Origin of the sequence: Paenibacillus sp. 1A_MP2, assembly GCF_052244825.1 — a bacterium.
GTDB lineage: Bacteria > Bacillota > Bacilli > Paenibacillales > Paenibacillaceae > Paenibacillus > Paenibacillus vandeheii.
Genome location: NZ_JBQQCS010000005.1, coordinates 91,543 through 117,510 on the forward strand (window position 1 = coordinate 91,543; position 25,968 = coordinate 117,510).

A 25,968-nucleotide genomic window follows, 5' to 3' on the forward strand; every position below is an offset into this window, starting at 1 on the left:
GATTTTTTGATTGTACAATTATTACTCTATTTTTCCCTTTCATGTTATTTAAATAATCTTCCTAGGGCGCTAATGGAACTGAGATGTATTTACTTATTTTTTTACTAGAAAGAAAGGCCTCCCAGTTTTGGATTGTATATTTCAGGTGTACCTCTAGGGTGATAAATAGCACAAGTTCTCTCTTTGATCTTGTGAGCGCTACATATAGATAATTCATCATTTTATTCTGATCTTTTTTTATACCAAGCAAATACTCTGCAATTTCTGTAGTAACAATGAATAAACACTTTTCTCCTTCTAGTCCTTTTATAGAGTCAATTGAGTTTACCAAAATACCTGGTGAATGGGATTTTTCATTAGCAATCTTCAATGAATCATGTATCTTGGCTTTGTCTTGTGAGTTCAATTTCAAATTTAAAACTTTCTCTATGAGTAATAATATTTCGTTATTGTTGGAATCTTTTAGTCTAGAGAAAATATCTTTTAGCAATTCATACTGAATTAATTTTCTTTCTTTCTCATTATCAGTTGTTCTAGAAATTAGTTTCTCGAGTTCAAAAATCAAATTATGATTGCTAGCTTTATCTTTTTCATGAGTGTTAAATCGATTGTTTTTTTGATATATATAAATCCTATCCCAATTTTGGTTATTAAAGAAATCTTCGCTTGATTCAATCTCTTTTTCGAGCACAAATTTTATTTCCCCTTCTATCTTAGATAGTGGAATTTGCTTTTGTTCAAAAGGAATGTAATGATTCGAGAAATTAACATGTGATAGTGGACTTCTATGATTAGTAGGTTCATAGACAACCGCCTCTTGATGTTGTATGACCAAATTTGAGAAAAAATTACGACCACGTAAATCTTGCTTCGGATCTCCAATTAAGAATATATATAACCCTTTATTATCTAAAAGTTTGACTATCTGAGTCATATGTTCATCCATGTCTTGAGCCTCATCAATATAAACACAATCTAAATATCTTGAAATGGTATTGATGATTTTTTCGCGTTTCTCTTTAATTAACCTATTGTCACCAGTCTTCTTGCACAGAATCCATTTAGCAGTTTCCGTCACTTTCTCTACGTGGATATAATTATTTTGTTTTAGTTCCTTTAATTTCCCAGCAGAGAATGCTCTATTTGTAGGTAAATTTATATATGAAACACTATTAAAATGTCCTTCGAATAGTAAATGATGAAATGGGTAAATGACTTCATGGAGAAGGAAAGCATGGATGGTTTCAATTCGTAATTGTTTCGGGATGATCCCTTTATTCTCAATAATCAATTCTCGAATTTTATTCTTTGCAGAATTAGTGTAAGTAATTACGTAGAGTATCTTTCCATCCTCAACTTTTTCCAACCGGTTCAGAATATGACTAGCCATAGAGGTTGTTTTCCCAGCCCCAGCTCCAGCAACTATTATATTCATTTTTTCTCTCCACTTTTTAAGAATTCAAGAACATTAGCTATGTGCTTAGGTAGCACTATATTGGTAAGCTCATTTTTACCAAAATCCCTACAAAACCTCAACATAGTAGAAGCTTTTGCCGATCTCCAACGTTCTGATAACTCCTCAGGGCTTGTGCACTTCTCCCACCCGTGATTTTGAGTAAAATACTCATTCATTTTCTTAAAATTAGTGCTCGTCTTTACGAACTCTGGTTCTAGAGTATATTCAGTTGTTGTCGTTACATATATGTTTGAATACTCATTATATCTTTCATGATTTATTTGTGCATTTGGTTGGTCATCATAATCCCTAATAATTCCTATTCTACTGGTAGTATACTGGTTTATTTTAAGCCAAATGTCCAACATCTTAGTGAAGCCTTTATGCAAGGCTATAACCTCTATATCGTACAAGGAATTAGCATTAGAACTCAGGTATGCCTTTATAAGCATCTCTTCAGTGGGCCCCTCTACTAAAATGCAATTTCTAGAGAAAAGAAACTTTAGAAAATCTAAGTTAGGCTTTTTGGCTAAATAGTTCAATTCTTGTGAGGTAATTGTGTCCTTTAAAGAAAATGCAGATCCATTTGCTAAAACAACAACGTTTTGTAATTCGAGTTTATTAACAAATTCTGTGCTATGTGTTGAGAGGAACAACTGTAAGTTACTACTCGAATTCAAAATCGAATTAAAAAAACTGGCAAGGAGATGCTCATTACTGACACATAAATGTGCCTCAGGCTCCTCAATTGTTAATATATTTAAAGCACTGTCGGTATGTACTTTTAAAGAATTTATCATCACAAGCAAATAAATTAAGTTACGGTAACCTAATCCTTGAGTGTTCAAATATTCTTCGCCAAAACCGAGTCTTAGATTGTTCAATAATGAACCCATGCTTGGCATATTCGGGAGCAATGTAATTTCTTTGAAAAAGTCTTTTGCGTTCTCTAAGGCAGAATCTTCTTGCCAATTAAAAACTCCCTCTAATTTACTGATGTGCTTGAGATCTGAGAAAAAGTCCTCATAAGATTTTTCTACAGCTACCTTCTGCTCATCACTAAGCTTGTTTTGTAATAAATTCACTAAAGCTCTAGAACCTAACTGGTTATTCTTAATTGAAAAATCGTCTCTCTCCGCAGCGAGGGAGTTATATTTGAAATTAATAAGATCACTAAAGGATACTGGATCTTCTGTGAGAGGTACTTGTATCGTATATTTGTAAAACTCAATGGGTAGGAGGTTCATTTTAATATTATCAATGGATGAGTTCGTCATCAGAATATTAGTAACTAGTTCTAATAGTTTTTGGTGGTCTTGTACAGCATATTTATATTGAATACTGTATTGTGGCACTTCTTCATCCATAGCAGTAATCCATTTATGTATGTAATATTCGTCTGATCCATCAGGAGAAAATGATACATCTACTGTAACTATAGGCACAATCTTAATAAACTCTTCTATGTTTATTTCTTGGTTCGTTATTCGTTCTTTGTTTGTCTTTAAAAAGTTAAAATACATTTCCTTAGCTGAATTATTTATGTCATGCCATCCTAATTTTTTACTTAAATTTCCTACCTCGTCGTTTAAAAATGGAAGTGTGATGGCTTTTAGTAAATTACTTTTTCCACTATTATTTTCACCGATTAGAATCGTAATTCTATTTAAACTGATATCAATACATTTTAAGTTACGGAAATTAAGAACTTTGACTTTTGATAGTTTCATTATGTATTACTCCTTTAAAATAAAATTAGCGAGATACATGCAGTGAGAACATCTTTGCATCAGCCTTCAATTATCGTTTCTTAATTACCTGAATAAATTATAAAGGTTCTATAACAGCAGTATTTCCTAGTTCTCACCTAGTAAGATCTCTCATTTCCCGAGGATTGCATCGTGGAATAAAGCAAACTGCTCATCTCTCTTCAGCAATTCTTCAATTTCTAAATTACTCGCTGCTTGACGACATTGCTCAAGGCGATGCTCTAATCTCCATTTTTTCATCAGACTAACGTCGAGGTCAAGCCATACTTCAATAGAAGGATTAGGGATAGCAGCAATCCACTCGTTAAATTCGAGGCCTTTCTGCAACATTTCTTTTGTCCTAACAGGATCATCATCACCATCGGTCACTATTAAGACCTTAGATTCTGAATAAAAAGTATTCCACAAAGCATTCGCTACACGGGGAATTGTGATCTTGCCCCTTGCAACAGTAATTTTAATTGACCGATTTGAACCCGCTTTACCTAGAATCCTTTCAGACAGTAGGGCAATTATTTCACGGTCAGTATCACCTTCGCATACAATTAATAAATCAGCTGTAGTTGCATCAATTGCTTGCGTAGTCACTACCCCACCTGAGACATGGTCATAATGAAGAAGATCGATCTCTACGAGTTTTTTCTTTTCAGCGGTCACGATCTCACCTTCAGAAGGGAAATAAATAGCTCCTTCCTCAGCAGCCATACGAAGCTTACGTTTGAGAACATTTGTAAATCCAAGACTACGAGCTATAGCAACATCTAAGTCTCTTTGGTCGAGTAAAATAATATTTAGCGTCTTACCTAAAACTAGTGCATCAACGGCGTCTTCTGCATATCCTGACATTGAAATAAATATTCCAATTGTACCTGCCAACTTACCTTCGACCTTGCCTTTGAACTGGTAGAGGGTTGAAGCTGGTAGTGGCTCTGCATGCCACTTGGCTTCCAGTAGATATATACGTCCGTCAAGATAAATAGAGCCATCAATTTGCTCACCCAAAGGTCTGTATCCTGTGCGCGGTTCAAGTTGTTCAAAATTAAAAAGCTTATACAGTAATCGCTCGAATGCAAATCCTCTGCGCCTTTTATCAACTCCTGTTGCGTTGGAAGCTAGGCCAATAAGTTCTTCGTATTCTTCTCTTATGGAAATCAACTCTGTCTCCATTTTATCCCCCTCAAGTCGTAGTCTAACAAATTTCTCTACAAATCTATTTTATCATGATTCAGCAAAAGGAATATTGAACTTCAAGTTCACCTTGAAAATTCACGCCAACAGGAGCATTCTATGTTGAAGAGTAATTTGAAGATTAAAATAATATTTTGTTATGTAGTGTTCACGGTTGTAGAGATAGAGACTATGTCGATATATTAGCAAGAAATTCAAATAAACTACGCCTAACTTGAGTTATGTGCAGTAAATTGCGCAATCAGCGCAACAACAATCCTAAAAATAATTGAAAATAATGGGATCAAAAGTTCTTGTCCTTATCGGTAATCGGTACAAGTTCTTACCCTTGGCTCGGGACACGAACTTGTACCGATAACATAAAAAAGCCGCTAAAATAGCGACTCCATTAGGAATATCTTCTAGTTTAGGTTTCATCTTACATATTGGACATAGTACGAAATATCATTAATTAAAAGATTATGAAACCTTCTGATCGAAGCAAGCAGTGATCCTAAGATATCTATATCGAAACCTGTGTTGAGTGCAACTTGCCATAGTTTATAATGCTTGCCTATGGGTTGCTCCAGACGATGAACTTCTTCTTACCCCATCCACGTTTTCAGATATGATATTCCGTATATTCAGCTTTTTCATAACTTCTTTCAAGGGTACCTCGCCAATCTCATTTCTATGGCTTTCATCTTTAGTTCGACGGGATAACTCACTCCAGTTTCCAGGGAAACACCAACTTGAATTTACACATTTTTCTATAAGGAAAAAAATCGTTTATTTACTTTGAGGAATGACGGCGCACCATAGTTTTTTTCGCTATGCACAACGGTTACTTCGCGATAGGGACCACCATCTGCCGATGTAGCCATACGTTTAACTCTCGGGAGGTCACCCACACGATTCTTTTTAATAACGAGAACTTCAAGTCATGAGGTTACAAGCTTTCACTTAGATATATATTAGGCACAGTCGATTATCAGAATTATTCCCATAACGATCGGTGTGATCATAGAGACGAGAATCGTATGTGTCTCTAAAATAGGGACAGTTAGCTTGGCATTAGGATAAATAATCTGTTGCAGTCGATAATTTATAGCTACATGAGCTAAATGAACACCTTTAAGCATCGGTTCCCTTTTATGTTCCTTAATCAGACTCAATAAAACGTTTCCTATCTGTCTTGTACTTTTCATTTTATTTATTACAAATTGATCTGCTTTTAATTCCATTTCAACTTCATAGTAGCTAGCTAATTTTTTTATTACCGGCAAAAAAATATAACATTCAGATAATATTTTTAAAATAACCGTGTAAAAGGGATGACGTTTTGTACAATGATAATATTCATGGTAAATAATTGCCCTAATTTCCTCATCATTAAATTGATCTAATAGACTCGTTGAAAGGATAATGTCTGATTTAAAGAATCCAGCTGACATTGCTATTTTGTTTGGATGTGATACCACTTTTATTTTTATTTTTAGGGAGTTGTATTTTTCTGAATACCCATTAGATAACTCTAACTTCTCCATCTGGAAAAGGAGTTTCTTCATATTCATATAACGTAAATATTGATTAAATACTTGATACCCAAAGGTTATAACTGAAAAGGCAATAAAAGCATTGATAATCATTTCGGTAGTTACATGATTCACAAACATATCCGTAATAGTAGCCTGAAGCAATAAAATTATATTATCGTTACTTGGTACATCTTGAAGCTGATGATATATAACATAGCCCATCTGAAAAATAACCAAACTGCATATAACTATCGCCACGAACAAAGCCCGCTTTGGGTCAATTAGTATCTTCGAATAACTATTCATTTTTTAATTCCTTCAATTTGTTTTCTAGTTGTTGAATCAGCTCAGGGTCGGCTTTGTCCAAACTTTCAATTAAATTACGAACCATATATGAACCAAAGTCAGCAATCAGTCCATCAGTGACTGCTTGGGTTTGCGCCTGAATAAATTCTTCTTTAGTTGTAGGTGCTGAGAAAAAAGTTAATCTCGTTCTTCCCCGGCCACTTGATTCTTTTATTAAATAATCTTTATCAGTCAGTCTTGTCATTACCGTCATGACTGCGTTCAATGAGATGGGGGATTCTGCATTTATTAACTCATGGACTTGTTTAATTGTCATCTTGCTATTGTTCCACAAAATCTCCATAATTTTGGCTTCTAAAGAACCAAAAAATTTATTGATACCTTCTTCATCTAGATGGAATCTCTTTACTCGCATATTTTAGCTACCTCTTCCAGAAAAGTTTCGTTCTTATTTACTATTTCTGTTTCCAACTACAAACTATAGTTTAAACTAATTAAAGTTCAATGCCAATTTAACTAAGCAATCACAATCAAATCTTCAGATTAATATGACCCAATCTATGTTAAAAAGTGCGTTGCAAGAGGTTCAACCTCTTGCAACGCACTTTTTAACTATCCTACTATCCGAAATATTCCTACCTGTAATCCTTGTTATCATTAGTACGAATAATAATCATTGCAAAGACCTTTTGAACTAATGCTCTATAAATAGCTTAATGGGTTCTGTGGAGTTCCATTCACACGGACTTCAAAGTGCAGATGTGGACCTGTTGAATTCCCTGTTGAACCTACTTCTGCGATTTTTTTACCTCGGGATACTGATTCACCTTCTTTTACTTGAATACCGTTCTCCCTAATGTGAGGATATAGAGTCCATAAACCATCCCCATGATCGACGATAACTGTATTGCCATATCCGCCATACCATTCTGCCATAATGACAACCCCATCTTCTGCAGCATATATACTCGTACCCTGAGGAGCAGCAAAATCAGTCCCATTATGCATTTTTCCTAACTCACCTGTTATGGGGTGGACACGTGGTCCAAAGTTTGATGAAATGGTTGCACCTTGAATTGGCATCCCTAACACTCCGCTTCCATTGGAAGAACTGCTGGAGCTTGATTTAGTGCTAGAGCTAGAAACCTTCTGTAGTTTTTCTCTTCTTTCAGCCTCTTCTGCAGCTGCTTTAGCTTTTGCAGCTCTTGCAGCCTGCTCTTCTTTCAGCGTATTTTTTTCTTGAACCAGTGCCGACCGCTTTAACGCAATTTCAACTAGCATTTGATCTTGCCTATCACTGAGCTCACTTTGTGTTTCAATCTCTTTCTCGTATCCAAGAATAAGCTTCTGCTTCTCTTGCTCCTTACTAGCGAGCTCTGTCTTGTGGGCTTTCTTCTCTACATATAGCCGCTTATGTTCCGCATACTGCCTATCAAGCTGTTGCTTCTTCTCTACAACAAGCTGCTTATCTTTCTTATGCTCAACTAATAGATTCTGGTCTTGGTCCACAATCATTTTCAGAGAATCCATACGCTGAAGGAAGTCAATAAAACTAGTAGATGATAACAGCACATCCAAATAGGAAATTGTACCATCGGTGTACATCAAACGCACTCGGGATGCTAGTACGTCCTCACGAGCATCAATTCTTTCTTCTGCAGCTTCCAACTCTTTTTTTGTAAAGCGTAAATTTTCTTCCGTTGTTTCAATATTGTAAGAGACAGTTGCAAGCTCGTTACTTACATTTTCTATTTGCTTCATGATGCTCTTCAAATATGTCTCTTGCTTTTGCTTATAGTAAACGGCTTCCTTCTTCTTCTTTTCAGCTTTTTCCTGTTCCGATATTGCCGAATTAGACTGTTGTTTGAGCTTTTCCAACTCATTATCAATATCACTAATGCCTGATGCTGCATGACTATAAGCAGGACTAAGAATTGTGATTGTAATCAAACTTATTGCAAGTGCAGTTGCTGTCTTTTTCAACTTAATTCCCATCCTTGTACATATTTTAGATTTGAATTATTTCTTTCATTGAGTTTAATGGCCTTATGATTGATAGAACGCTGCTTGTCCTACATCGCCACAAAGTTACTAAAAACTCTAAAATTATCAATAATTGCATTCGAGACATGGCGAAATTATTAAAATTTTGTTACCCTACATAATGTAGTTTATTTATCACTACCTTGTCAACTTTTGCGACGACATATAAACAGAAATTATTATCTTATCTGACAGCAGAGAAGATCAATTAAAAGAGCGTTAACTTATTTAGAATTCTCTATGTAAGTGTAGGTTCACAGTCGATCTAATTGTTAGTAACATAATGCAAATCGCTTGCTAAAGTCCTGTACACAAAGTAAACAACCTTAGTCTAGTCAATCACCATGATCTAAGGATGATTTGATTGTAAACAAAACATGAACCTTTTAAAGATTAGTGTTTGTGATATGACAAAAGAAAAGAGCAACTAAGCTGCTAAAATAAACACTTTAACGGCGTGATCTTCCCAAAGAATTCTCCCATAAAAAAACACCTTAAGAAAAGACAAGTTGTAACCCTCGCCTGTTTACTTAAGGTGTTCTGTCGAAGCCTAATTATGCTTATGAACTTTTCAGTATTCGTACTGCATTTAATACAGCCAACAAAGTGACACCAACGTCTGAGAATACCGCTTCCCACATCGTTGCAATACCAAATGCACCAAGGAGCAAGAAAACCACCTTCACTCCGAGAGCAAAAATAATGTTCTGCCACACTATTCTTCTTGTCCTTTTTGCTATCCTAATAGCCGTTGTAATCTTTGACGGCTCATCAGTCATAATGACTATATCTGCTGCCTCAATAGCAGCATCAGATCCAAGTCCGCCCATAGCAATTCCTACATCTGCCCTCGCCAATACCGGCGTATCATTAATTCCATCACCAACAAACGCGATTTTCTCTTTTGACGCTTTTTCTTGATCTAATTTTTCAATTTCTTCTACTTTGTTTTGTGGGAGCAACTCTGCATGCACTTGGTCTACTCCAAGCTGGCGTCCAACCGCTTCTCCCACTATTTTTGAATCACCAGTGAGCATGACTGTTTTTTTAATTCCAAGCTTTTTCAATGATTGAATGGCTTCTAAGGAATCTTCTTTCACCTCATCAGAAATGACGATATACCCTGCATATTCATTATCAATGCTCAAGTGCACTATTGTACCTAAGTCAGCTGGTTGATCATAACGAATTTGTTCCTTAACCATTAGTTTTGCATTACCAGCAAGTACTTCTTTTCCATCGACCTTAACCTTAATACCATGTCCTGAAATCTCATTATACTCCACTAACTCGTTCTCATTTATACTTTCACCATAAGCAGCTCTAATGGATTCGGCGATGGGATGAGTTGAGTGAGCTTCTGCATAAGCTGCATATTTCAAGAGTTGCTCTTTAGAAATATGCCCTCCAGTTTGAATGCTTGTAACCGTAAATGCTCCCTTAGTTAGGGTTCCCGTCTTATCAAAGACGACATATTTCACATCATTTAGGGCTTCCAAGTAGTTACTCCCTTTAACCAACACTCCATTCTTTGATGCTGCACCGATTCCTCCAAAGAAGCCAAGTGGAATGGAGACCACCAATGCGCAAGGGCAAGAGATAACTAAAAATATAAGTGCACGGTAAATCCATTCTGAGAAAGTAGCTCCACTTACAATGAGAGGAGGTACCACAGCAAGCAGTACAGCAATGATCACTACTACTGGTGTATAATAGCGAGCAAACTTTGTGATGAAGTTCTCTGTTGGTGCTTTCTTGCTGCTGGCATTCTGAACCAAATCTAATATTTTGGATACAGTTGATTCAGCAAACTCCTTCGCTACTTCTATCGTTAACACACCATTTTTGTTTATAAAGCCACTGAGCACATCATGACCTGGCTCCACTTCTCTTGGAACAGATTCTCCAGTTAGAGCAGAAGTATCCATAGCAGATACACCTTCAATGACTTTGCCATCTAACGGAACCCTTTCACCAGGCTTTACTAAAATGATGTCTCCGATCTTCACTTCTTCAGGAGATACACGTTCTATTTCGTCACCTATTTTTAAGTTTGCGTAGTCTGGACGGATATCCAGGAGTGAACTGATCGATTTTCGAGAACGATTTACAGCAATGCTTTGGAACATCTCTCCTACTTGATAAAACAACATGACGGCTACACCTTCGGGATATTCTTGTATCGCAAAAGCTCCCACCGTTGCAATGGCCATCAAAAAGTTTTCATCAAAAACTTGACCCCTGACAAGATTTTTGATTGCTCTGAATACAATGTCGCCACCAATTATGATATAAGCTAATGCGAACAGTGAGAACTCTATATAGCCAGAAAAAGAAGAGAACCACGCACCAGCAGCAATAAGAGTACCAATAATTAACCGGGTTAACATACGTTTGGTGTTCTCATTTCCATGGTCGTGGGCATGATCGTGAGCATCTTCATGACTATGATGTTCTTCTGTACCTTTGGAGCCACTTCTTGATGAAGATTCACCTTTTTCAATTACACGTATATGAGGCTCTAATGTCTTCACCTTTTCTTTGGCTTTTGATACAATACTTTCTGCTCTTCCCTCATCAGTCTCTAAAGTTAAAGTTTTAGTTACGAAATTTACAGAACAAGTACTAACTCCATCAATTTTCTTAACGCCGTTCTCAATCTTCATAGCACAGTTCGCGCAGTCTAAACCATCTAATATTAAGTCTTTTCTGACCTTCTGTTGCTGTGCTTCCATATAACGCTCACTCCTCTCCAGAGATAAATTCAATTTCGATATATGAACAAATGCTCATACGTTTGTATATAAACTCATTATACGCAAATGAAAATTTAATTGTCAATAAATCGTATGAGATCAAAATAAAAAAGCACCTGCCATAAGCAGATACCTTTAATGTTTAATTTTCATGCATAGTATGCTGAAGAGTTTGTGTGAATATTTGTTCAATATGAGTATCATCTAATGAATAAAAAACAGTCTTTCCCTCTTTTCGGCGCTTAACGATTCTCATATTTCTTAAATAACGCAGCTGGTGAGAAATCGCGGACTGTCCCATTTCAAGAAGAACAGTAAGATCATGAACACATAGTTCTCTCTGTAATAAAGCATGTATTATTTTAACTCGAGTAGGATCACTAAATGCCTTAAACCAGTCTGCCACTTGAACTGCCACATGTTCTTCAATCATTTGAGTCTTAGCTTGTTTATAATCATCCTGAGAGCCAAGACATGTAGTATCACAATCTTCGATAAGGGTGGCTTTCTGGTCATCTTATAAATCACCTTCCTATTCACCATTACTACTTATTTTATAGTAAAGGTCAAAAAAACGAAAGGATTACGATTAAGATATGTTACATAGATGAATATAGTTAACTCTGCTCAATTCATCTGAGTAACATATTGACCCCATCCAACCATTGTATTCTCAAAAGGTCTGCCATGGTAAACCAACGAAATAAAGCCCCTCGGCTACAGATACCCCCTCCGAGTGCTCAATCTCCCCTTCTTTAAACGCCTCAATAATATCTATCCATTAATCAACACGTTAAAACCAGTAGCAAAAAAAATCACGATTTAGAGGATAATGGGTTCACCAAGCGACAGGTTGTACCATTTGAAGTCTCTATAATGGAAGGACAGATCAACTTCAATTGTTTATTTGTTAGACAGTACAGCCTTAATTACTCTAATGACTTCATTTTGTATACTGACATTGCTAATTATTTTCGCAGGTCTTATTGTGAGCAGATACTTATATTTTTGGATTCCCTATATTCTAGATTGGCTTTAGCTTTGTGGAATTTAGTGTCGTGCGACGAATTCGCATCGTCCGCAACATGATCTAAACCTTCCCATAAAAAGCGGGGTCATGAAGTCTTTTCAAGGACTTTAATTATATCTTTGACAGATGCTTTATTCTTCAGCTATATTTTTTCTAGTCGATTGTGGGGTAAATGCAGCAAAAAAAGAACTACATATTGTAGTTCTTTACACATGACTTTATATTTAGATCGGATCACCTGTCGATCAATCCAGTTCTAACGCTGTTACTAATGCATTTCTTTTGTCATCTTGTTGGAGTTATTTTGTGAAACGACTCTTCTTGCCGTCACATACCGCTCTTTATAATACTTTTCACTTAGCCGGCTAATTGTAACTCCCCTACTACTTGAGGAATGAGCAAAAGAATTGTCTCCGATGTAAATACCAGCATGTGAAATTCCTCGCCCGCTCGTATTAAAGAATACAAGGTCACCTGTTCTCAGGTCTTCCATCTCAACCTTAATCCCCGATTTCGCTTGCATTTGTGAAGTGCGCGGCAAATCAATGTTGTACTTGTTCATAATATATAAAATAAAGCCAGAACAGTCAAATCCTGAAGTGCTTGTCCCCCAGACGGTATGGAGTGCCTATCACTTCATTTACTTCTGTCTCAATACGTACCTCGTTTGCCGACACAGACTCTATGTTAGAGAACATAAATATAGCACCAAGGGCAATCATAAATACTCTTTTCAAAAGTTTACTCCTCCTTTGAAGGTGAATATCTGTTATTGAATGTCAAAAAAGATTAAAAATTTGTAACCCTACACACTGTAGTATATTGTTGTATGGCTCGTCTACTTTTTCTCCATTCTTTTAATTCTTGTTGGTCATAGGATTAATCGCTTCAATGCGTGGGTATGACTCTCTGACATCACGCTCTGACTCGGTGAACCTCTCACCGTAGAACTGTTGTACCAGGAAATTTAAGTTAAAAAGGTAATCATCCTGGATAAGAATAGTCATCTGTCTCAGCATTTTTTTGCAATCTCTCGGACTAAATTAGGATACGGAATGTATGAAGCCAACAAATGACACTAGACTAAATAATACACCAAAGGCCACAGCTGCATATACATTCTTATTTTGTTTTAAAACGACGTACATGGCGATAATTGTACCCAAGGCCAATAGATACATAAATACTGTAAAGGTTTGAACATGAAACTGAACAGGGTACAAGATGGGACCTCCCTGGTTAAACCAATTGTACAAACCTGAAGCAGATAGTTTCATGGTTTCGGGGTTCAGTTCATGTGGTGCTGGTTGTTGATTCAAAAAACCGGTGATGATATAAATGACCAAAATTAAAATACCTTCTGCCATTAGCCATGTTTTAGGATTGAAATGGGCATTATTTTTAATTCTGCGTTTCATTATAAACCCGTTGAAAAAGGCCATTATTAAGAGTGGAACAATTAATAGATGTTTCATAAGTAATGCTTGCCCGTACGAAGTAACCCATGAGTTAACATAGTCTGGATCCGTTCTGAAATTTAGAAAGAGGCCAGAAAGAAGAATCATGATCATCACTACTACCGCAAATGGATGATACCAAGAAAGAAATGCTTTCCAGTTATCGGCGCTATTCGGCATGTATCTACCAGCGACCATCAAAATCCCCGCCCAAATCGTTACAGAGAACAAATGAATGAAATGATTCCAAAAACCGACCATCCCAAAATAGGAAGAAGAATGGCTTGACCAGGATAAAGTAGCTATAAGCCCAATCGCTATCAGTAATAGTGCCACTGTGTGAACACGACTCATTTGTCTTTTCGTGAAAATCATCATCATGAACAAGATTGAGAATATCAATGTCCACATATATGCTTTTCCTTCTGCAAATGAAAGCATAACACTTCTAAATATGATGAACCAGTTTGTGTCATTTGCGAAAAAAACAATAATCCGAAGAACCGGAAAAAATGAGAATATAATGATCCCTGTAACGACCCAAACCATTTTCATTTTAGGCACCTGAATATTAGGATGGATTCGTGGAAGGATTATCGTACCCAATAATAATGCTAAAAAAATGTAAAGAAATGGCTCTCCTAACCAATACCAGTTCATGATTTTCTCCTTCTTACAAATCGTCTGGAAAGATCAATAATTATCAAAATCACAGCTAATCCAATAGCAAAATACCACAAAGCATTAGAGTTGGATGAATTCTGAGTTAACTCTTCACCTTCAGATGGTGCAGTCGATGTAAACTCAGGAGTAGTTTGCGGATTATTTGGGGTCATGTCATTCGTTGCTATTTCATCACTCACAGGAGGCTGAATAGGAAGATTCACTTGAAATGGGTAGTCTCCTTCAATAGGATGACCATCCTTACCAACAATCTTCCACTTAATCGTGTAGTTCCCGTTTTCAAGACTGCTTCCTGTACTGATGTGCCTGATCATGGTATTATCCTTAATTTCAGTAGAATCCAATGGGACTTCTTTTTCTCGTTCATCCAACAATTTAAACGAACTTAACACCTCAATCTTTGTGTTGAATTGAAGTGTGATCACATCTAGATTCGTTGTGACCACCTCGCCGACTTTTGGGGAAGAAGATTCCAGCTTGGTATGTGCATATGAGTTAGATGGAAACAAAAAAAGAAAACTAAAAGATATAATCAGAGCCAATAGTATTGTTGATTTACGGATGTTCATGAAGAATGAGCCCACCTTCCTAGGGATAAAATAAGTCATTTAATTTACTGTAGAGTCATACTGTCTTGAAAAGTGGAATCCACCAGCGGCATAAAAGTGCCCCAATAATGTGTAGTCATTGCTTGATAACAATTTCGTTTCTGTCGAGTATATCCCTTCACCTTCATAGGCAGCTTGGAGCCATACGGAACCATTAGTCTCAGCGCTCCATATCTCAAACATAACCCATGAACCATCACTAATGATCGACTCATCGAGAATTACTTCAATACGGGATTCATCCTCAGATTCTTGTTCAACCTTGATCTGCATATCCGAAACACCCCCTGTTCCAGCCATTGGTGTACTACACCCTGACAGAATCAGGATTATAGTAAGTAGAGACATGTATACTGTATATCTACGCATTCACTACCCTCCTTTTATTTAAGTATCGCGCCAGCCACAGTCATTCATACCTGACGAATCTTCTTGTTTAGACTATCATATGAACATGTATTCATTCAACGAGGTGAATTCGACAAAATTCCAAACAAAGTATCAACTTTATCTTTTGAACTGGAAAATTAATATTTAATAATTCTATTGAAAAGTTCTTTCATATATTCACTTGTAGATTGTTATTTGTTCATCTATGGTATCCAATGATTGAGGAAGAAACTAGAAATAAAACGAGGTTTGTTCCTTCATTAGGAACAAACCTCGCTAGTATATTAATTTGCCCTTACAAATCCAAGGTAATCAATGACTATGATGAGCATGTGCATCAGGCTGATCTGCTTTGACAACGCATAAGACAGAAGAATCATGCAAATGTTTTTCTGATTCAACTTGTAGAGTCACGTGTTTAATCCCTTTATGTTCAAGCATATGTTCAACCTTCTGTAGGAGTACTTCAGTTTCATATACATTCTGATTTCCTTCTACGACGACGTGGCCCGTCAGGACATTAAAGCTACTGGTGATCGACCACACGTGTACGTCATGCACTCCTTTAACACCGTCAACTTGTTCTAGCCGGTGTTCCTTCCATTAATACATTTAATGCTGACTTCGTCACATAGTATCCACTACGTAGAACCAAAGCTGCAACAATAACGCTTGCAAGAGGGTCTGCCCAGCTCCAGTTAAAGAACATCATGAGCAGGGCCGCCGCTATTGCGCCGATGGAACCTAACATGTCACTGATAACGTGAAGGTAGGCACCACGCATATTTAAATTGTTTTCGGTATCGCTTTTGCGCATCATCACCCAAGCAACTAAGATGTTAACTAGCAAACCAATTACGCTGATGATTAGCATTCCTAATGTAGCAACTTCTGGCGGACTGATGAATCGGTTGATAGCCTCGAAGAAAATATACAGAGAAACCACAATTAGAGTGATGCCATTCAATGCAGCTGCTAAAATCTCAAAACGACGGTAACCATATGTTTTCCCGGTATTTACTTTTTTTTCACTAAAGGTAAATGCAAGCAGTGCTACACCAAGTGCAATAGAATCGGACAACATATGCCCTGCATCCGATAGTAGGGCTAAGCTGTTCGTAATAAATCCACCAAATGCCTCCACAAGCATATAACCTGTTATGACAATAATGAGACTAAAAGTACTTTTCTGTTAGCTGATTGTCCATGACTGTGTGTATGATCATGACTTTCATTATAACTGGACATTTGCTCTCTCCTTATATGCGGCAATCACTCATACAATTATGGGTTTTTTTTATTGTATGGATGGTTCTAATGTCCACCATATGAATGAAAGTTATGCAAATGATATTTAAAGATAAATCAAACATCTCTTTGTTCCATAAATCTAAGATTTTGTTGTTTTCGTAATAAATTGACTAGCAAATTTAACCTTGAATTAAAAAATAATCAGTTAACAATAATATGTCTTGACTCCCATTTGAAAGGATGATTTTTATGCAAGAAATTTCCATCCCTGAGCATTACGAAGTGAGACTTCACAATGGCCATTTTGACTTAGCGCAACATGAAGAAGCGCATACTGGTTATTATGAAGGAAAAATGGAAACTCTCTCAGGTGAACCACCACAAGGACATATCCCACACGGATACCATTGGATCTCAATACCTGGACATTATGATCGACACGGTGATCATGATCATTATGAGGCACCTCACTGGGCTCTTCATGAGCATCATTAATACTGATCCGCTGAATTAAGTGTGTAGGGTAGGGTGTTGTTTTGAACAATGCCCTACCCTTTCTAGGTTAATCCAGACATTATTCAAAAAATGAGCACTCGTGTACGTGACAAGCACTCTTCTTTACTTTTAATATACATATTCCTAGATTTTTATTTACATTTAAACGATAACCTTCATATTGGTAGATAGATGAATAAAAGCACATGCGTTCATATTTGAAACAATAGGAGGAATAAAAGTGAAATTATCAAAAAAAATATTCCCTGCTGGTATTATCCCCTCATGGTAGACAGTGAAAAAAGAGGACATGTTACAATGAACTCAAACACTGGATACCGGAGGGGATTTTTGTTATGTCAGCGAAGAAAGGCCATACCTTTAATCGATAAAGCGAAGAAACGAAGAAAGAAGCCGTTCGTCTGCGAGTGGAAGAAGGTTGGGCGTACAGTCGGATCATGACAAAGTTTGGGATTGAGAGTGAGAGCCAGATTATCACATGGGTTCGTTTCGTAAAAGCCAAAATGGAGAAAGTTTCGAGGATTACCATGGACGTTGGACGAAGAAGCATTTTAGTAGTGCAGAAGAAGAAAATGCTTTTCTGAAAGCACAGGTAGAATATCTAAAAAAGCTCAATCCAAATTTGCACGGAGAGGAAAGTTGGATTTCGAAGTCCGGTACCAGTCCGTTCGAGAAATAAGCACGAGGGCACCTGTGGTTTTGCTGTGTAAATTGGCTGGAATTTCGCGAGCAGGTTACTACAAATGGAAAAAAAATGCTGCCCTTAGAGAGAAACGAGCAGATCGGGATGCAGATCTAAAGGCACATATTTTAGGCATTCATCGCCTTCATCCTTATTTCGGCTACAAAGGCATGCGAACCGCGTTAGGCAAAGAAGGCCTTGTAGTGAATCACAAAAAGGTACGCCGCTTAATGAGAGAACATCAGATTCGTTCCGTGATTCGAAAGAAACGCCAATTTGCTGGCCGGAAACCGTCCGTTCTGTTCCGTAATGTCCTAAATCGGGAATTCTCAGCGACAGCTCCTGTGCAGAAGCTCGTGACGGATATTACATATGTCCGGATTGGGCATGATTTTGCTTATCTCTCCGTGGTGATGGATCTGTACAACAATGAAATTGTAGCGTGGGAACTATCTGAGCGAAATGACTTAAAACTCGTTACGGACTCAGTGAAGAAACTGAAATGTGGACCTTCTTTGCTCCACTCGGACCAAGGGTTTCAGTATACAACACAAACCTATGCCAAGTTACTGGAAGAGAAGAAGCTTACAGGAAGTCATTCCCGGCGTGGAAACTGCTATGACAATGCTTATATTGAGTCGTTTTTCTCCCACTTAAAGACGGAGAAGTTGTATTTGGAGAGACCTCAGAATCCGGAGCAAGCAAGGAGCCAAATTACGGAGTATATTTCGTTTTACAACATGGAACGTTTCCAAAACAAACTGGGCGACCTCTCCCCGATTGAGTTTGTGAAAAAGTCGCCGCTTGATAAAATCTCTTTTTTATTGTCTACTTGACGGGGCTATGACCACTGTTATGCTTCATTTCATTGAACTAACCTTCCCGTTAGTTGAACAAAGACCACCGTTCATGTTGATCGGCGGCCTCCTATGGTTTAAAGAACTGTTGAATATTCATTAGATAGATATCTAATCAAAATAACTCATCGTGTTCGCACCTTAACATTCGAAGTGTTCTTCTATTATAATGGTTGGTTAGCTATAAATATGATGAATTGCAATTCGTAAGATTTGAGCAAGATTCTAATGATTTAGCTCATTTGTTCTAGTTATGGCTACGTCTTATCTGTACTGCAGACCATATAGCCGTATCCCCATACGGTCCGAATGAACTCGTCTCCTTTAGGAGAATGAAAAAATAGCTTCTCCCGTAATTGCTTGATGTGGGTATCTACCGTACGTTGATCATAAATCTTTTGATGGGACGACGTCCATACTTCTTTAAGCAATTCCTCCCTTGAAAAGGCGGTCTCTTGATGCGTGACCAGAAAATAGAGCAGATCGTATTCTTTTGGCGTTAAATGAACTTCGCTCTTATGCACCAGAACACGTCGAGCGGAAGGCTGAATAATAAGGTCTGAAATCAGAATTTCGCTGTCTGAAGGATTGTTGAATTCAAAAAAGGACGTTCCCTCCATCCGAGCCAGAATGCTTTGGATTCGCAGTACGACTTCTCTTGGGCTAAATGGTTTGACCACGTAATCATCAGCTCCTGCTCTAAAGCCTTCGAGTCGATCCCTTTCTTCCGAACGCCCGGATAACATGACAATTGGAAGGCCCTGATGGTAGTATTTTATATATTCGCAAATTTCAATGCCGCTCATGTCAGGAAGCAACCAATCCAACACCATGAGATTATAATTTCCACCATTGATATAACAATTCCGAATGGCTTCTCCCCCACTATCGGCCTCTTCTACGATGAAGTTCTCTTTCTCCAAATACTTCTTCAGCAATGCACGAATTCGGCTCTCGTCGTCTACCAACAAAATTCGTTTATGAACATGGATCATGTCTCTGCACCTCCTCCAACCATTTGCCGTTCGATCTGCTTCATTTCATAGAAATAGCCTTGTTGCATCATTAATTCTGCATACGATCCCGTTTCTACAATTCTGCCTTGCTCCATGACGACGATCCGGTCCATTTGTTCCAATCCGGTAAGCCGATGACAGATCAGCAATAGCGTATCTCCGGCTGCTTGTTCGTATAGATGTGTCATCACCCTTTGTTCTGTCACGTAATCCAGGGAGGAGGTCGGTTCATCCAATAGCCATACTCTTCCCTGACGGAGTAAAGCCCGAGCCAGAGCGATACGCTGCTTCTCGCCCTCGGATAAATTCTCCCCTTTTTCGAGCACTAGATCCGTTAAAGAAATCCTGGACAATTGAACTTTGGCAAGTACGTCCAACAAATGCTTGTCGGTATGATCTCCACGACTGAGGAGCAGATTGTCACGAATCGTTCCCCGAAAGAAATGATTTTGTTGTAATACAACATTCGCCATTTCCCAAAGGCTCGTCTCATTCAGTTCATCCATCGAAACGTCGTTCAATCGAATATCTCCAGCCATTGGTGTACGAAGTTTCAGAATCAAATCGATTAGCGTTGATTTTCCCGACCCACTCGGCCCAACAATCGCTGTTTTGGAACCTGCAGGAAAGTGCAATGAGATTTCTTTGAGCGCTGGCCTCCATTCCCCCTCATATTGAAATGTAACTCCAGATAGTTCGATCGAGGCGGGATGATCCGTGGACACTTTTCCGATCGGTTGTTGTGATGACAGCGTGGCGGAGGCAACTACCGTTTCCGTTAAACGTTTGGCCGCATGCTCGCTATCCTGCTTATACACAGGTAATGTTGCCATGGCCGCCGCTTCTTCAAATACCGTTAATGAGGCCATCACCAGCATGGCCAAAAATACGCCAGCAAGCGCTCCATCCATGATTAAATAGCCGCCAAGCGCCAGCACTCCCCATGAAATCAGAAACGTAACAAAGGCATGTATCGATTGACCACGCAACAAGTTCCCTGCTGCACGTTGCTGCTCAGCTGCTAATGCTGCGGAGATGTGCTGGAGCTTCTGTTCGCCCTGTGCCATCTGTCCGTATACTTTCAAGTCCCGGAATCCGTACAACACCTCCGTAACTTCTGTTGACAGTTGTGCCCGCTGTTTACGGACGCGCCCCTGTGTTTTTCGCTGTCCTAACAAAACGATTCCAGGCACAATCAGTGCCGTTGCCAGCATTCCAAGTACGAACAAACACGCAATCCAGATTGAAAATGAAGCAGTGAACAGCATCGTAGCCAGAAAGACCATGACCACAATCACTGGCGGATAAGCTACCCGCAAAAAGTAATTTTGCAAACTTTCAACATCGCCGACGATTCGAGCTAGCAGATCCCCGCTTCGCTTTTTATTCAGCACACCAGGTGCTAGTGGGATCAATTTGGCAAAAAAGGATGTACGCAAACGGCTGAGCATGGAGAACGTCGCACGATGGGAATATAAGCGTTCTGCGTAACGACTCGCCGCTCGAAGGAAACCAAGGAGTTTGACCAACGAAGTAAGCACAATTAATGTATAAAGCGGCGGCGCAAAAACGGTTTGTGAAATCATGTATCCACTTGCGGAAAAAAGAGCCACACCAGCGATGCCGGCAATTAATCCTCCCAATATGGAAAGAAGAATGTCTTTTCGCTCCCCAAGCATCGCTTTTGATAAAATAGTCAGTTCGCTCACGCGAATCCCCCTTTCGTTGAAGATCGACCATTTCGGCATACTGCGGCAAGCGTTCCAGCAGTTCAGCGTGTGATCCGGAATCGACCAACACTCCTTGCTGCATAAATAAAATGTTGTCAGCTTGTTGAATCGTATATAATCGGTGAGCCACCGTAATCATCGTCGCTGTTTTTGCCAAAGTAGCGATGGAGCGTTGCAACACACGCTCGGTTTGTAAATCAAGTCCAACTGTAGGTTCGTCAAACAATATAATGGCAGATCGCTTCAGAAAAGCCCTTGCCAGAGCAAGCCTTTGCTTCTCCCCGCCAGAGAGCCCCTGCCGCCTTCGCCCACAAAGGTATCAAACCCCTGTTCGAATTGAGCAACAACCGCAGCAAGCCCTGCGTCCACCGCTGCTTGCTCGATTTCCTCTCGAGACACGTCTCGGCGGGTACCGATGGCAATATTATCAGCGAACGTACCTGCGAAAATATACGGGTGTTGCGTAATATAACTAACGTACTCGAACCATGCAGACTCATCATGTGTCGTGACTGAATTTCCGTTGATAAGGACCTTGCCTGACGCTGGTTTCAGTAAACCAGCAATGAGATGTAACAAGGTTGTTTTGCCTGAACCACTTTGTCCAACAATGGCGATATGTTCTCCCGGAGTAATCGAGATCTTCTTCGTTTGAAGCTCAAATGAATCGCTCCTATACTGAAAACGGACATGATCCAGTTCGATGGTTGGTGGCAGGGGTAATAGATTTTCATGAGATGTCTCGTACTCTTGCGACAGTTCTTTTAGGGCCTGGTTACTGCTTGGATGTGCCCCCAGTTCCCCCTCAGTTTGTGTATTTCGATCGTCGTCCGTTTCAACCAGCAACTTTTCAACTCTGCGAATCGCCCCCATACTCGTTCTCCCGCTATGAAAAGCCGTTCCGGTATTCTTCAGTAAGGTATAGAACTCTGGAACTAGCAACAATACCAGAAAGGCGGTGTGAAACGACATGGATTTGAAGACGAGCAGCTGAATGGCCAGTTCGAGAGCGATAACGCCGATGCTTAGCATGACAATCGATTCCAGCATGAACGTATTCGTAAAAGCGATTTTTAAAATATCCATCGTAGCATCACGGTAACCTAGGCTGCTGCGTTCGATGACCCGCTTCTGATGATGGGCCCGTCCAAATATTTTCAAGCTAACCAGCCCTTGAAGCGAATCCAGAAAAGTACCGGAAAACTCAGCCAATTGCTCATATTTTTCTTCTGATTTGTTTTTTGTTCGTAGTCCCACAAGAATCATGAACAGCGGGATAAACGGAGCGGTAAATAACATAATCCATCCCGAATTGGGGTGCTCGATGAATGTAATGATTAGAATTAAAATCGGAATGATTGCGGCTTCCAGCATACGTGGCATGTACTGACTGAAATAACTGTCAGCCTCATCTACTGCATCCAAAGCGACACTCACCTTTCCACCCGTTTGCCCGTGAAGAGTTGACGACATTGAAGCATGGATCAAGTTCTGCAGTACGGCTGCTCGCATATTCGTCTTGGCAGTCGCCGCCATCTGCAAGCCAACTTTTCCGTTTGCATACGACAACGCCGTGCGTAGAGCCATGACGGACAACAATATGCCGAGCAACATGGCAACAGAAGTAAAAGACGACTTCTCCACGAAAATCCGCTGTACCACTTCGGCCAGAAGTGCAGCCTGACTCACGATAGCAACGCCAAGTGCGGTCGACATGACCGCAAGGAGAACAAGACGATTTCGCTGTAAAGACATTTGTTGAGAAATGATGCCTTTGTTCTTTCTCTTCTTCTTCAACTCTTCCCCTCCTTGGTGTTTATGGCATGCGAGGGTACACCCACACATGCACTCTTGAAGAAACTACTTTCGTTTGCCCTTCACATAATCCGCGTCAAACAGGAAAAGTTTGAAGACCAGAATCAGAGACGGTATCAACAGACACATCCCGCCGATAAACACAACAACGAGTGCGAAGCCCATCGATGGTGAAGTGACGCTGTTCTGAATCGTAATATATGGGTCAAGAATGTACGGATACTGACCAATGCCATAAGCGAAGAAGGCACAGAAAAATTGCAGCATTACACATATGAATGCTAGTCCGTAACGGCGTCCGTTATATAACAGCCACATGGCGACCATGAAGAATGCAACCGAAAGCGCGAGCAGCCACCATAAATCCATCATATTTTGAAAATGGCGTTCATTGTGTTGACCTAAATAGATGAATGCAGTGAGCGCGATGATAATCGTCGGCGTACTCCAGAACAGTGCATAAGTGCGCATCAGCTTTAACGCAGCGTGATCCTCTGCCCTAGAGGCATAGAAGGCTAGAAATGAGCCGCTAATGAACAAAACGGATACGATGGCCAGCCCTACGATGCTCCAAGATAACGGATTGGTAAACAGGGCCCAATAATTCAGGGAAACCGTCTCACCTTGCTGCAAAATAAAACCGCCTTCAGACAGTGTCAGTGCCACTGACAACGATGCAGGAATCAGCAAACCCGTAGCGCCATATAAAAACAGATATACGATGTTGTTTTTCGATCCATAATTTTCAAAAGCATAAAACGAACCCCGAATGGCGAGCAAAACAACGGCAATGCTGCCAGGAACGATTAGAGCTGAGCCGTAATAATAGGCCGTATCTGGAAAGAAACCGATAATGCCGATGTAAAAGAAAACAAAGAACACGTTGGTGATCTCCCATACGGGTGATAAATAACGGGAAATCAGGCGATTGATCAAATGGTCCTGTTTCGTCAATCGTGCATAAAAGGCAAAGAACCCTGCTCCAAAATCAATCGAAGCTATAATTAAGTATCCATACAAGAACAACCAGAGCACCGAAATTCCAATCAACTCGTAACTCATTGTGTGTGCTCACCCTTTACCGTTGTTTTGTCGCCTACATGCTGCATCCACTTCTCCATCTCAGTTTCAGCTGGATTATTTTTGAATAGGCGTCGAAGTACGAGAACACACACGGTACCCAATACGATATACAACAACGAGAAGAGGAAGAAAAGAATTCTTACACTTGGTGATGTCGTAGCCGCCTCTTCTACGCGCATATATCCTCGGATAATCCATGGCTGCCTTCCGATTTCCGCGTAAAACCATCCTAGCTCAACCCCTAAAAATGCGAGTGGCGCGCCCAAAGCAATAATCCGCAGTAGCCACTTGTTAACTTCATTACGTTTTTTCCAGAATACAAACAGAAAATACAACATGGAGATGCAAAGCAACGCAAATCCGATTCCAGCCATCATGTCAAACAAATAATGCACAAGTAGCGGCGGCTGCTCATCCAGGGGAAATTCATTTAGCCCCGTCACTTCTGAGTTGAAATCTCCAAAAGCCAGAAAGCTGAGAAGTTTCGGCAAGTGAAGCGCCCCTATAATTTCATGCTCTGCATTAAGCCAGCCTAGCAGAATCAGATCCGCACCACTTTCGGTCTCGAAATGCCATTCTGCAGCAGCCAGCTTCTCCGGCTGATGTTCGGCTAGAAATTTAGCGGAGACATCTCCGGCTAATGTGTTGAGTAACCCAAACAACATCACAACAGCCATCATTAGCTTCAGAGCTTTTTTGTGGTATCCAGATACGCCCTTTCTCAGCATCGTAAAAGCCGCAATTCCTGCTAACAGCGCAGCACCAGTTAAGTAGGCGGAACTTAAAACATGGAACACCTTGGAGAACGTGGCTGTATTCAGCATTGCTTGAATTGGGTCAACAGCTGTGAAGAGTCCTCCTTCCATCGTAAATCCACCAGGTTGGTTCATGAATCCATTCACCGTTGTGATAAAGACCGCGGACATTCCTGCTCCCGCGACAATCGGAATCGTGAGCAGCCAATGTATGTATGGATTTTTGAAGCGATCCCACGTATACAAATAAATGCCTAGGAAAATCGCTTCAAAAAAGAAAGCGAACACTTCCATAAATAATGGCAGTGCAATCACGTTCCCTGCCAGCTTCATAAAATTAGGCCATACCAAGGCTAGTTGCAGCGAAATCGCCGTACCTGTCACCACACCAACTGCCACAGAAATAACAAAACCTCTCGACCACCTCTTTGCCATCAAGATGTAGTGGTTATCTTTTTTGCGAATACCTACAAACTCCGCAATAGCGATCATAAGGGGCACACCGACGCCAATCGTCGCGAATATGACGTGGAACCCCAGGGTCATCCCTGTCACAAGCCTGCTCCACAGTACCGTGTCAATGCTCATCTCTTCCCTGCCTCCCTTCAAAATCCGTTTAATTATTGTACTAAGATGTTGCTAGATTTCTGAAACACTTGCCCTACATTACATTCGATATCAGGTTTGGCCAGTCAATGAGCTCAACACCCACAAAAGAGAAATATTTCACAAAGTAATTCGCAAAAGTGACCACTGCTCAGTAAACTTCCCGATTGGTCGGTTCGATGTGCGCTCCAAGTAACTGCAAAATCTAATATTTAAAATTATTATATCTTTGACTTTAAACAATTCAATGACGGTCACGTATTCGCCCCTAAACGTTCAAGAAAGGATCAATTCTTCCTGACATATCAGTGAATATCTTAATAACCACCCGATAGAGCTATTGATTGAACTTATTATACGTGATGATCCACTCCACTAAGTAGTAATCACATCAATATCATCTACCTTATATCCATTAAGACTTCGTTGAAACGTCATTCCAACTGTTTCTGG

At 39.6% G+C, this 25,968-nt stretch carries 17 protein-coding genes and 5 pseudogenes; 2 read left to right on the forward strand and 20 right to left on the reverse strand.

Going from position 1 to position 25,968, the window contains the following annotated elements; translation table 11 throughout:
• Nucleotides 1-61: 61 nt before the first annotated feature.
• The 15 genes and pseudogenes from ACTWJ7_RS35135 to ACTWJ7_RS35205 all read right to left on the reverse strand — a co-directional run bounded on the left by ACTWJ7_RS35135 (nt 62) and on the right by ACTWJ7_RS35205 (nt 16,452).
• Complete coding sequence (locus ACTWJ7_RS35135) at nt 62-1,435, reverse strand: UvrD-helicase domain-containing protein (RefSeq protein WP_024630801.1); 1,374 nt, start codon at nt 1,433-1,435, stop codon at nt 62-64.
• Nucleotides 1,432-3,186 carry an ATP-dependent nuclease gene (locus tag ACTWJ7_RS35140; protein WP_024630800.1) on the reverse strand — a complete coding sequence of 585 codons (1,755 nt, stop codon included), beginning with the start codon at nt 3,184-3,186 and terminating at the stop codon, nt 1,432-1,434. Before ACTWJ7_RS35140 ends, ACTWJ7_RS35135 begins: the two co-directional genes overlap by 4 nt.
• A gap of 150 nt (nt 3,187-3,336) precedes the next feature.
• Nucleotides 3,337-4,392 (reverse strand): TOPRIM nucleotidyl transferase/hydrolase domain-containing protein, encoded by a 1,056-nt coding sequence (locus tag ACTWJ7_RS35145; protein ID WP_024630799.1) that lies wholly within the window; start codon nt 4,390-4,392, stop codon nt 3,337-3,339.
• A gap of 608 nt (nt 4,393-5,000) precedes the next feature.
• Nucleotides 5,001-5,132: pseudogene (locus ACTWJ7_RS35150) on the reverse strand (IS3 family transposase); the annotation flags it as partial.
• A 234-nt stretch (nt 5,133-5,366) separates the two neighbouring features.
• Complete coding sequence (locus tag ACTWJ7_RS35155; protein ID WP_161634268.1) at nt 5,367-6,188, reverse strand: M56 family metallopeptidase; 822 nt, start codon at nt 6,186-6,188, stop codon at nt 5,367-5,369.
• Between the two features lie 40 nt (nt 6,189-6,228).
• Nucleotides 6,229-6,651, reverse strand: a complete 423-nt coding sequence (locus tag ACTWJ7_RS35160; RefSeq protein ID WP_024630797.1) for a BlaI/MecI/CopY family transcriptional regulator — start codon at nt 6,649-6,651, stop codon at nt 6,229-6,231.
• A gap of 287 nt (nt 6,652-6,938) precedes the next feature.
• A complete protein-coding gene (locus ACTWJ7_RS35165) occupies nt 6,939-8,219 on the reverse strand; it encodes a murein hydrolase activator EnvC family protein (RefSeq protein WP_024634432.1) in 1,281 nt (426 codons plus the stop codon).
• Nucleotides 8,220-8,839: 620 nt separating this feature from the next.
• Nucleotides 8,840-11,050, reverse strand: a pseudogene (locus ACTWJ7_RS35170) (heavy metal translocating P-type ATPase); the annotation flags it as partial.
• Nucleotides 11,051-11,177: 127 nt separating this feature from the next.
• Nucleotides 11,178-11,531, reverse strand: a complete 354-nt coding sequence (locus ACTWJ7_RS35175; RefSeq protein ID WP_029881674.1) for an ArsR/SmtB family transcription factor — start codon at nt 11,529-11,531, stop codon at nt 11,178-11,180.
• An 802-nt stretch (nt 11,532-12,333) separates the two neighbouring features.
• Entirely contained in the window at nt 12,334-12,627 is a 294-nt protein-coding gene (locus ACTWJ7_RS35180) for a C40 family peptidase (protein ID WP_443146601.1), read from the reverse strand.
• A gap of 25 nt (nt 12,628-12,652) precedes the next feature.
• The gene (locus ACTWJ7_RS35185; RefSeq protein WP_443146602.1) at nt 12,653-12,802 is read right to left on the reverse strand and encodes a hypothetical protein; all 150 of its coding nucleotides are present in this window, start codon (nt 12,800-12,802) and stop codon (nt 12,653-12,655) included.
• A gap of 306 nt (nt 12,803-13,108) precedes the next feature.
• Complete coding sequence (locus tag ACTWJ7_RS35190; RefSeq protein WP_024634526.1) at nt 13,109-14,182, reverse strand: copper resistance D family protein; 1,074 nt, start codon at nt 14,180-14,182, stop codon at nt 13,109-13,111.
• Nucleotides 14,179-14,775 (reverse strand): copper resistance CopC family protein, encoded by a 597-nt coding sequence (locus tag ACTWJ7_RS35195; protein WP_024634527.1) that lies wholly within the window; start codon nt 14,773-14,775, stop codon nt 14,179-14,181. The genes ACTWJ7_RS35190 and ACTWJ7_RS35195 overlap by 4 nt, the downstream gene beginning before the upstream one ends.
• Nucleotides 14,776-14,814: 39 nt before the next feature.
• The gene (locus ACTWJ7_RS35200; RefSeq protein ID WP_024634528.1) at nt 14,815-15,183 is read right to left on the reverse strand and encodes a hypothetical protein; all 369 of its coding nucleotides are present in this window, start codon (nt 15,181-15,183) and stop codon (nt 14,815-14,817) included.
• A 333-nt stretch (nt 15,184-15,516) separates the two neighbouring features.
• Nucleotides 15,517-16,452 (reverse strand): annotated as a pseudogene (locus ACTWJ7_RS35205) (cation diffusion facilitator family transporter).
• A 252-nt stretch (nt 16,453-16,704) separates the two neighbouring features.
• On the opposite strand from ACTWJ7_RS35205, the gene ACTWJ7_RS35210 reads away from it, so the two are divergent.
• Together ACTWJ7_RS35210 and ACTWJ7_RS35215 are read left to right on the forward strand one after the other, a co-directional pair.
• Nucleotides 16,705-16,950 (forward strand): hypothetical protein, encoded by a 246-nt coding sequence (locus tag ACTWJ7_RS35210; RefSeq protein ID WP_024634529.1) that lies wholly within the window; start codon nt 16,705-16,707, stop codon nt 16,948-16,950.
• A gap of 356 nt (nt 16,951-17,306) precedes the next feature.
• Nucleotides 17,307-18,489 (forward strand): annotated as a pseudogene (locus ACTWJ7_RS35215) (IS3 family transposase).
• A gap of 278 nt (nt 18,490-18,767) precedes the next feature.
• Here the strand turns inward: ACTWJ7_RS35215 and ACTWJ7_RS35220 are convergent.
• The 5 genes and pseudogenes from ACTWJ7_RS35220 to ACTWJ7_RS35240 all read right to left on the reverse strand — a co-directional run bounded on the left by ACTWJ7_RS35220 (nt 18,768) and on the right by ACTWJ7_RS35240 (nt 25,497).
• Complete coding sequence (locus ACTWJ7_RS35220; protein WP_024634517.1) at nt 18,768-19,505, reverse strand: response regulator transcription factor; 738 nt, start codon at nt 19,503-19,505, stop codon at nt 18,768-18,770.
• Entirely contained in the window at nt 19,502-21,235 is a 1,734-nt protein-coding gene (cydC, locus tag ACTWJ7_RS35225) for a thiol reductant ABC exporter subunit CydC (RefSeq protein WP_024634578.1), read from the reverse strand. The genes ACTWJ7_RS35220 and cydC overlap by 4 nt, the downstream gene beginning before the upstream one ends.
• Nucleotides 21,236-21,242: 7 nt before the next feature.
• Nucleotides 21,243-23,011 (reverse strand): annotated as a pseudogene (gene cydD, locus ACTWJ7_RS35230) (thiol reductant ABC exporter subunit CydD); the annotation flags it as partial.
• A gap of 105 nt (nt 23,012-23,116) precedes the next feature.
• Entirely contained in the window at nt 23,117-24,133 is a 1,017-nt protein-coding gene (locus tag ACTWJ7_RS35235; protein WP_024634576.1) for a cytochrome d ubiquinol oxidase subunit II, read from the reverse strand.
• Nucleotides 24,130-25,497, reverse strand: coding sequence for a cytochrome ubiquinol oxidase subunit I (locus tag ACTWJ7_RS35240; RefSeq protein ID WP_024634575.1), 1,368 nt, complete (start codon nt 25,495-25,497; stop codon nt 24,130-24,132). Before ACTWJ7_RS35240 ends, ACTWJ7_RS35235 begins: the two co-directional genes overlap by 4 nt.
• Nucleotides 25,498-25,968 lie beyond the last annotated feature (471 nt).

What these genes read in the sequence shown, in the direction of transcription:
- ACTWJ7_RS35140 (WP_024630800.1), bottom strand. Translation starts at nt 3,186, where the DNA reads ATGAAACTATCAAAAGTCAAAGTTCTTAATTTCCGTAACTTAAAATGT.
- ACTWJ7_RS35235 (WP_024634576.1), bottom strand. Translation starts at nt 24,133, where the DNA reads ATGAGTTACGAGTTGATTGGAATTTCGGTGCTCTGGTTGTTCTTGTAT.
- ACTWJ7_RS35200 (WP_024634528.1), bottom strand. Translation starts at nt 15,183, where the DNA reads ATGCGTAGATATACAGTATACATGTCTCTACTTACTATAATCCTGATT.
- ACTWJ7_RS35190 (WP_024634526.1), bottom strand. Translation starts at nt 14,182, where the DNA reads ATGAACTGGTATTGGTTAGGAGAGCCATTTCTTTACATTTTTTTAGCA.
- ACTWJ7_RS35135 (WP_024630801.1), bottom strand. Translation starts at nt 1,435, where the DNA reads ATGAATATAATAGTTGCTGGAGCTGGGGCTGGGAAAACAACCTCTATG.
- ACTWJ7_RS35240 (WP_024634575.1), bottom strand. Translation starts at nt 25,497, where the DNA reads ATGAGCATTGACACGGTACTGTGGAGCAGGCTTGTGACAGGGATGACC.
- ACTWJ7_RS35180 (WP_443146601.1), bottom strand. Translation starts at nt 12,627, where the DNA reads ATGAACAAGTACAACATTGATTTGCCGCGCACTTCACAAATGCAAGCG.
- ACTWJ7_RS35160 (WP_024630797.1), bottom strand. Translation starts at nt 6,651, where the DNA reads ATGCGAGTAAAGAGATTCCATCTAGATGAAGAAGGTATCAATAAATTT.
- ACTWJ7_RS35145 (WP_024630799.1), bottom strand. Translation starts at nt 4,392, where the DNA reads ATGGAGACAGAGTTGATTTCCATAAGAGAAGAATACGAAGAACTTATT.
- ACTWJ7_RS35210 (WP_024634529.1), top strand. Translation starts at nt 16,705, where the DNA reads ATGCAAGAAATTTCCATCCCTGAGCATTACGAAGTGAGACTTCACAAT.
- ACTWJ7_RS35195 (WP_024634527.1), bottom strand. Translation starts at nt 14,775, where the DNA reads ATGAACATCCGTAAATCAACAATACTATTGGCTCTGATTATATCTTTT.
- ACTWJ7_RS35220 (WP_024634517.1), bottom strand. Translation starts at nt 19,505, where the DNA reads ATGATCCATGTTCATAAACGAATTTTGTTGGTAGACGACGAGAGCCGA.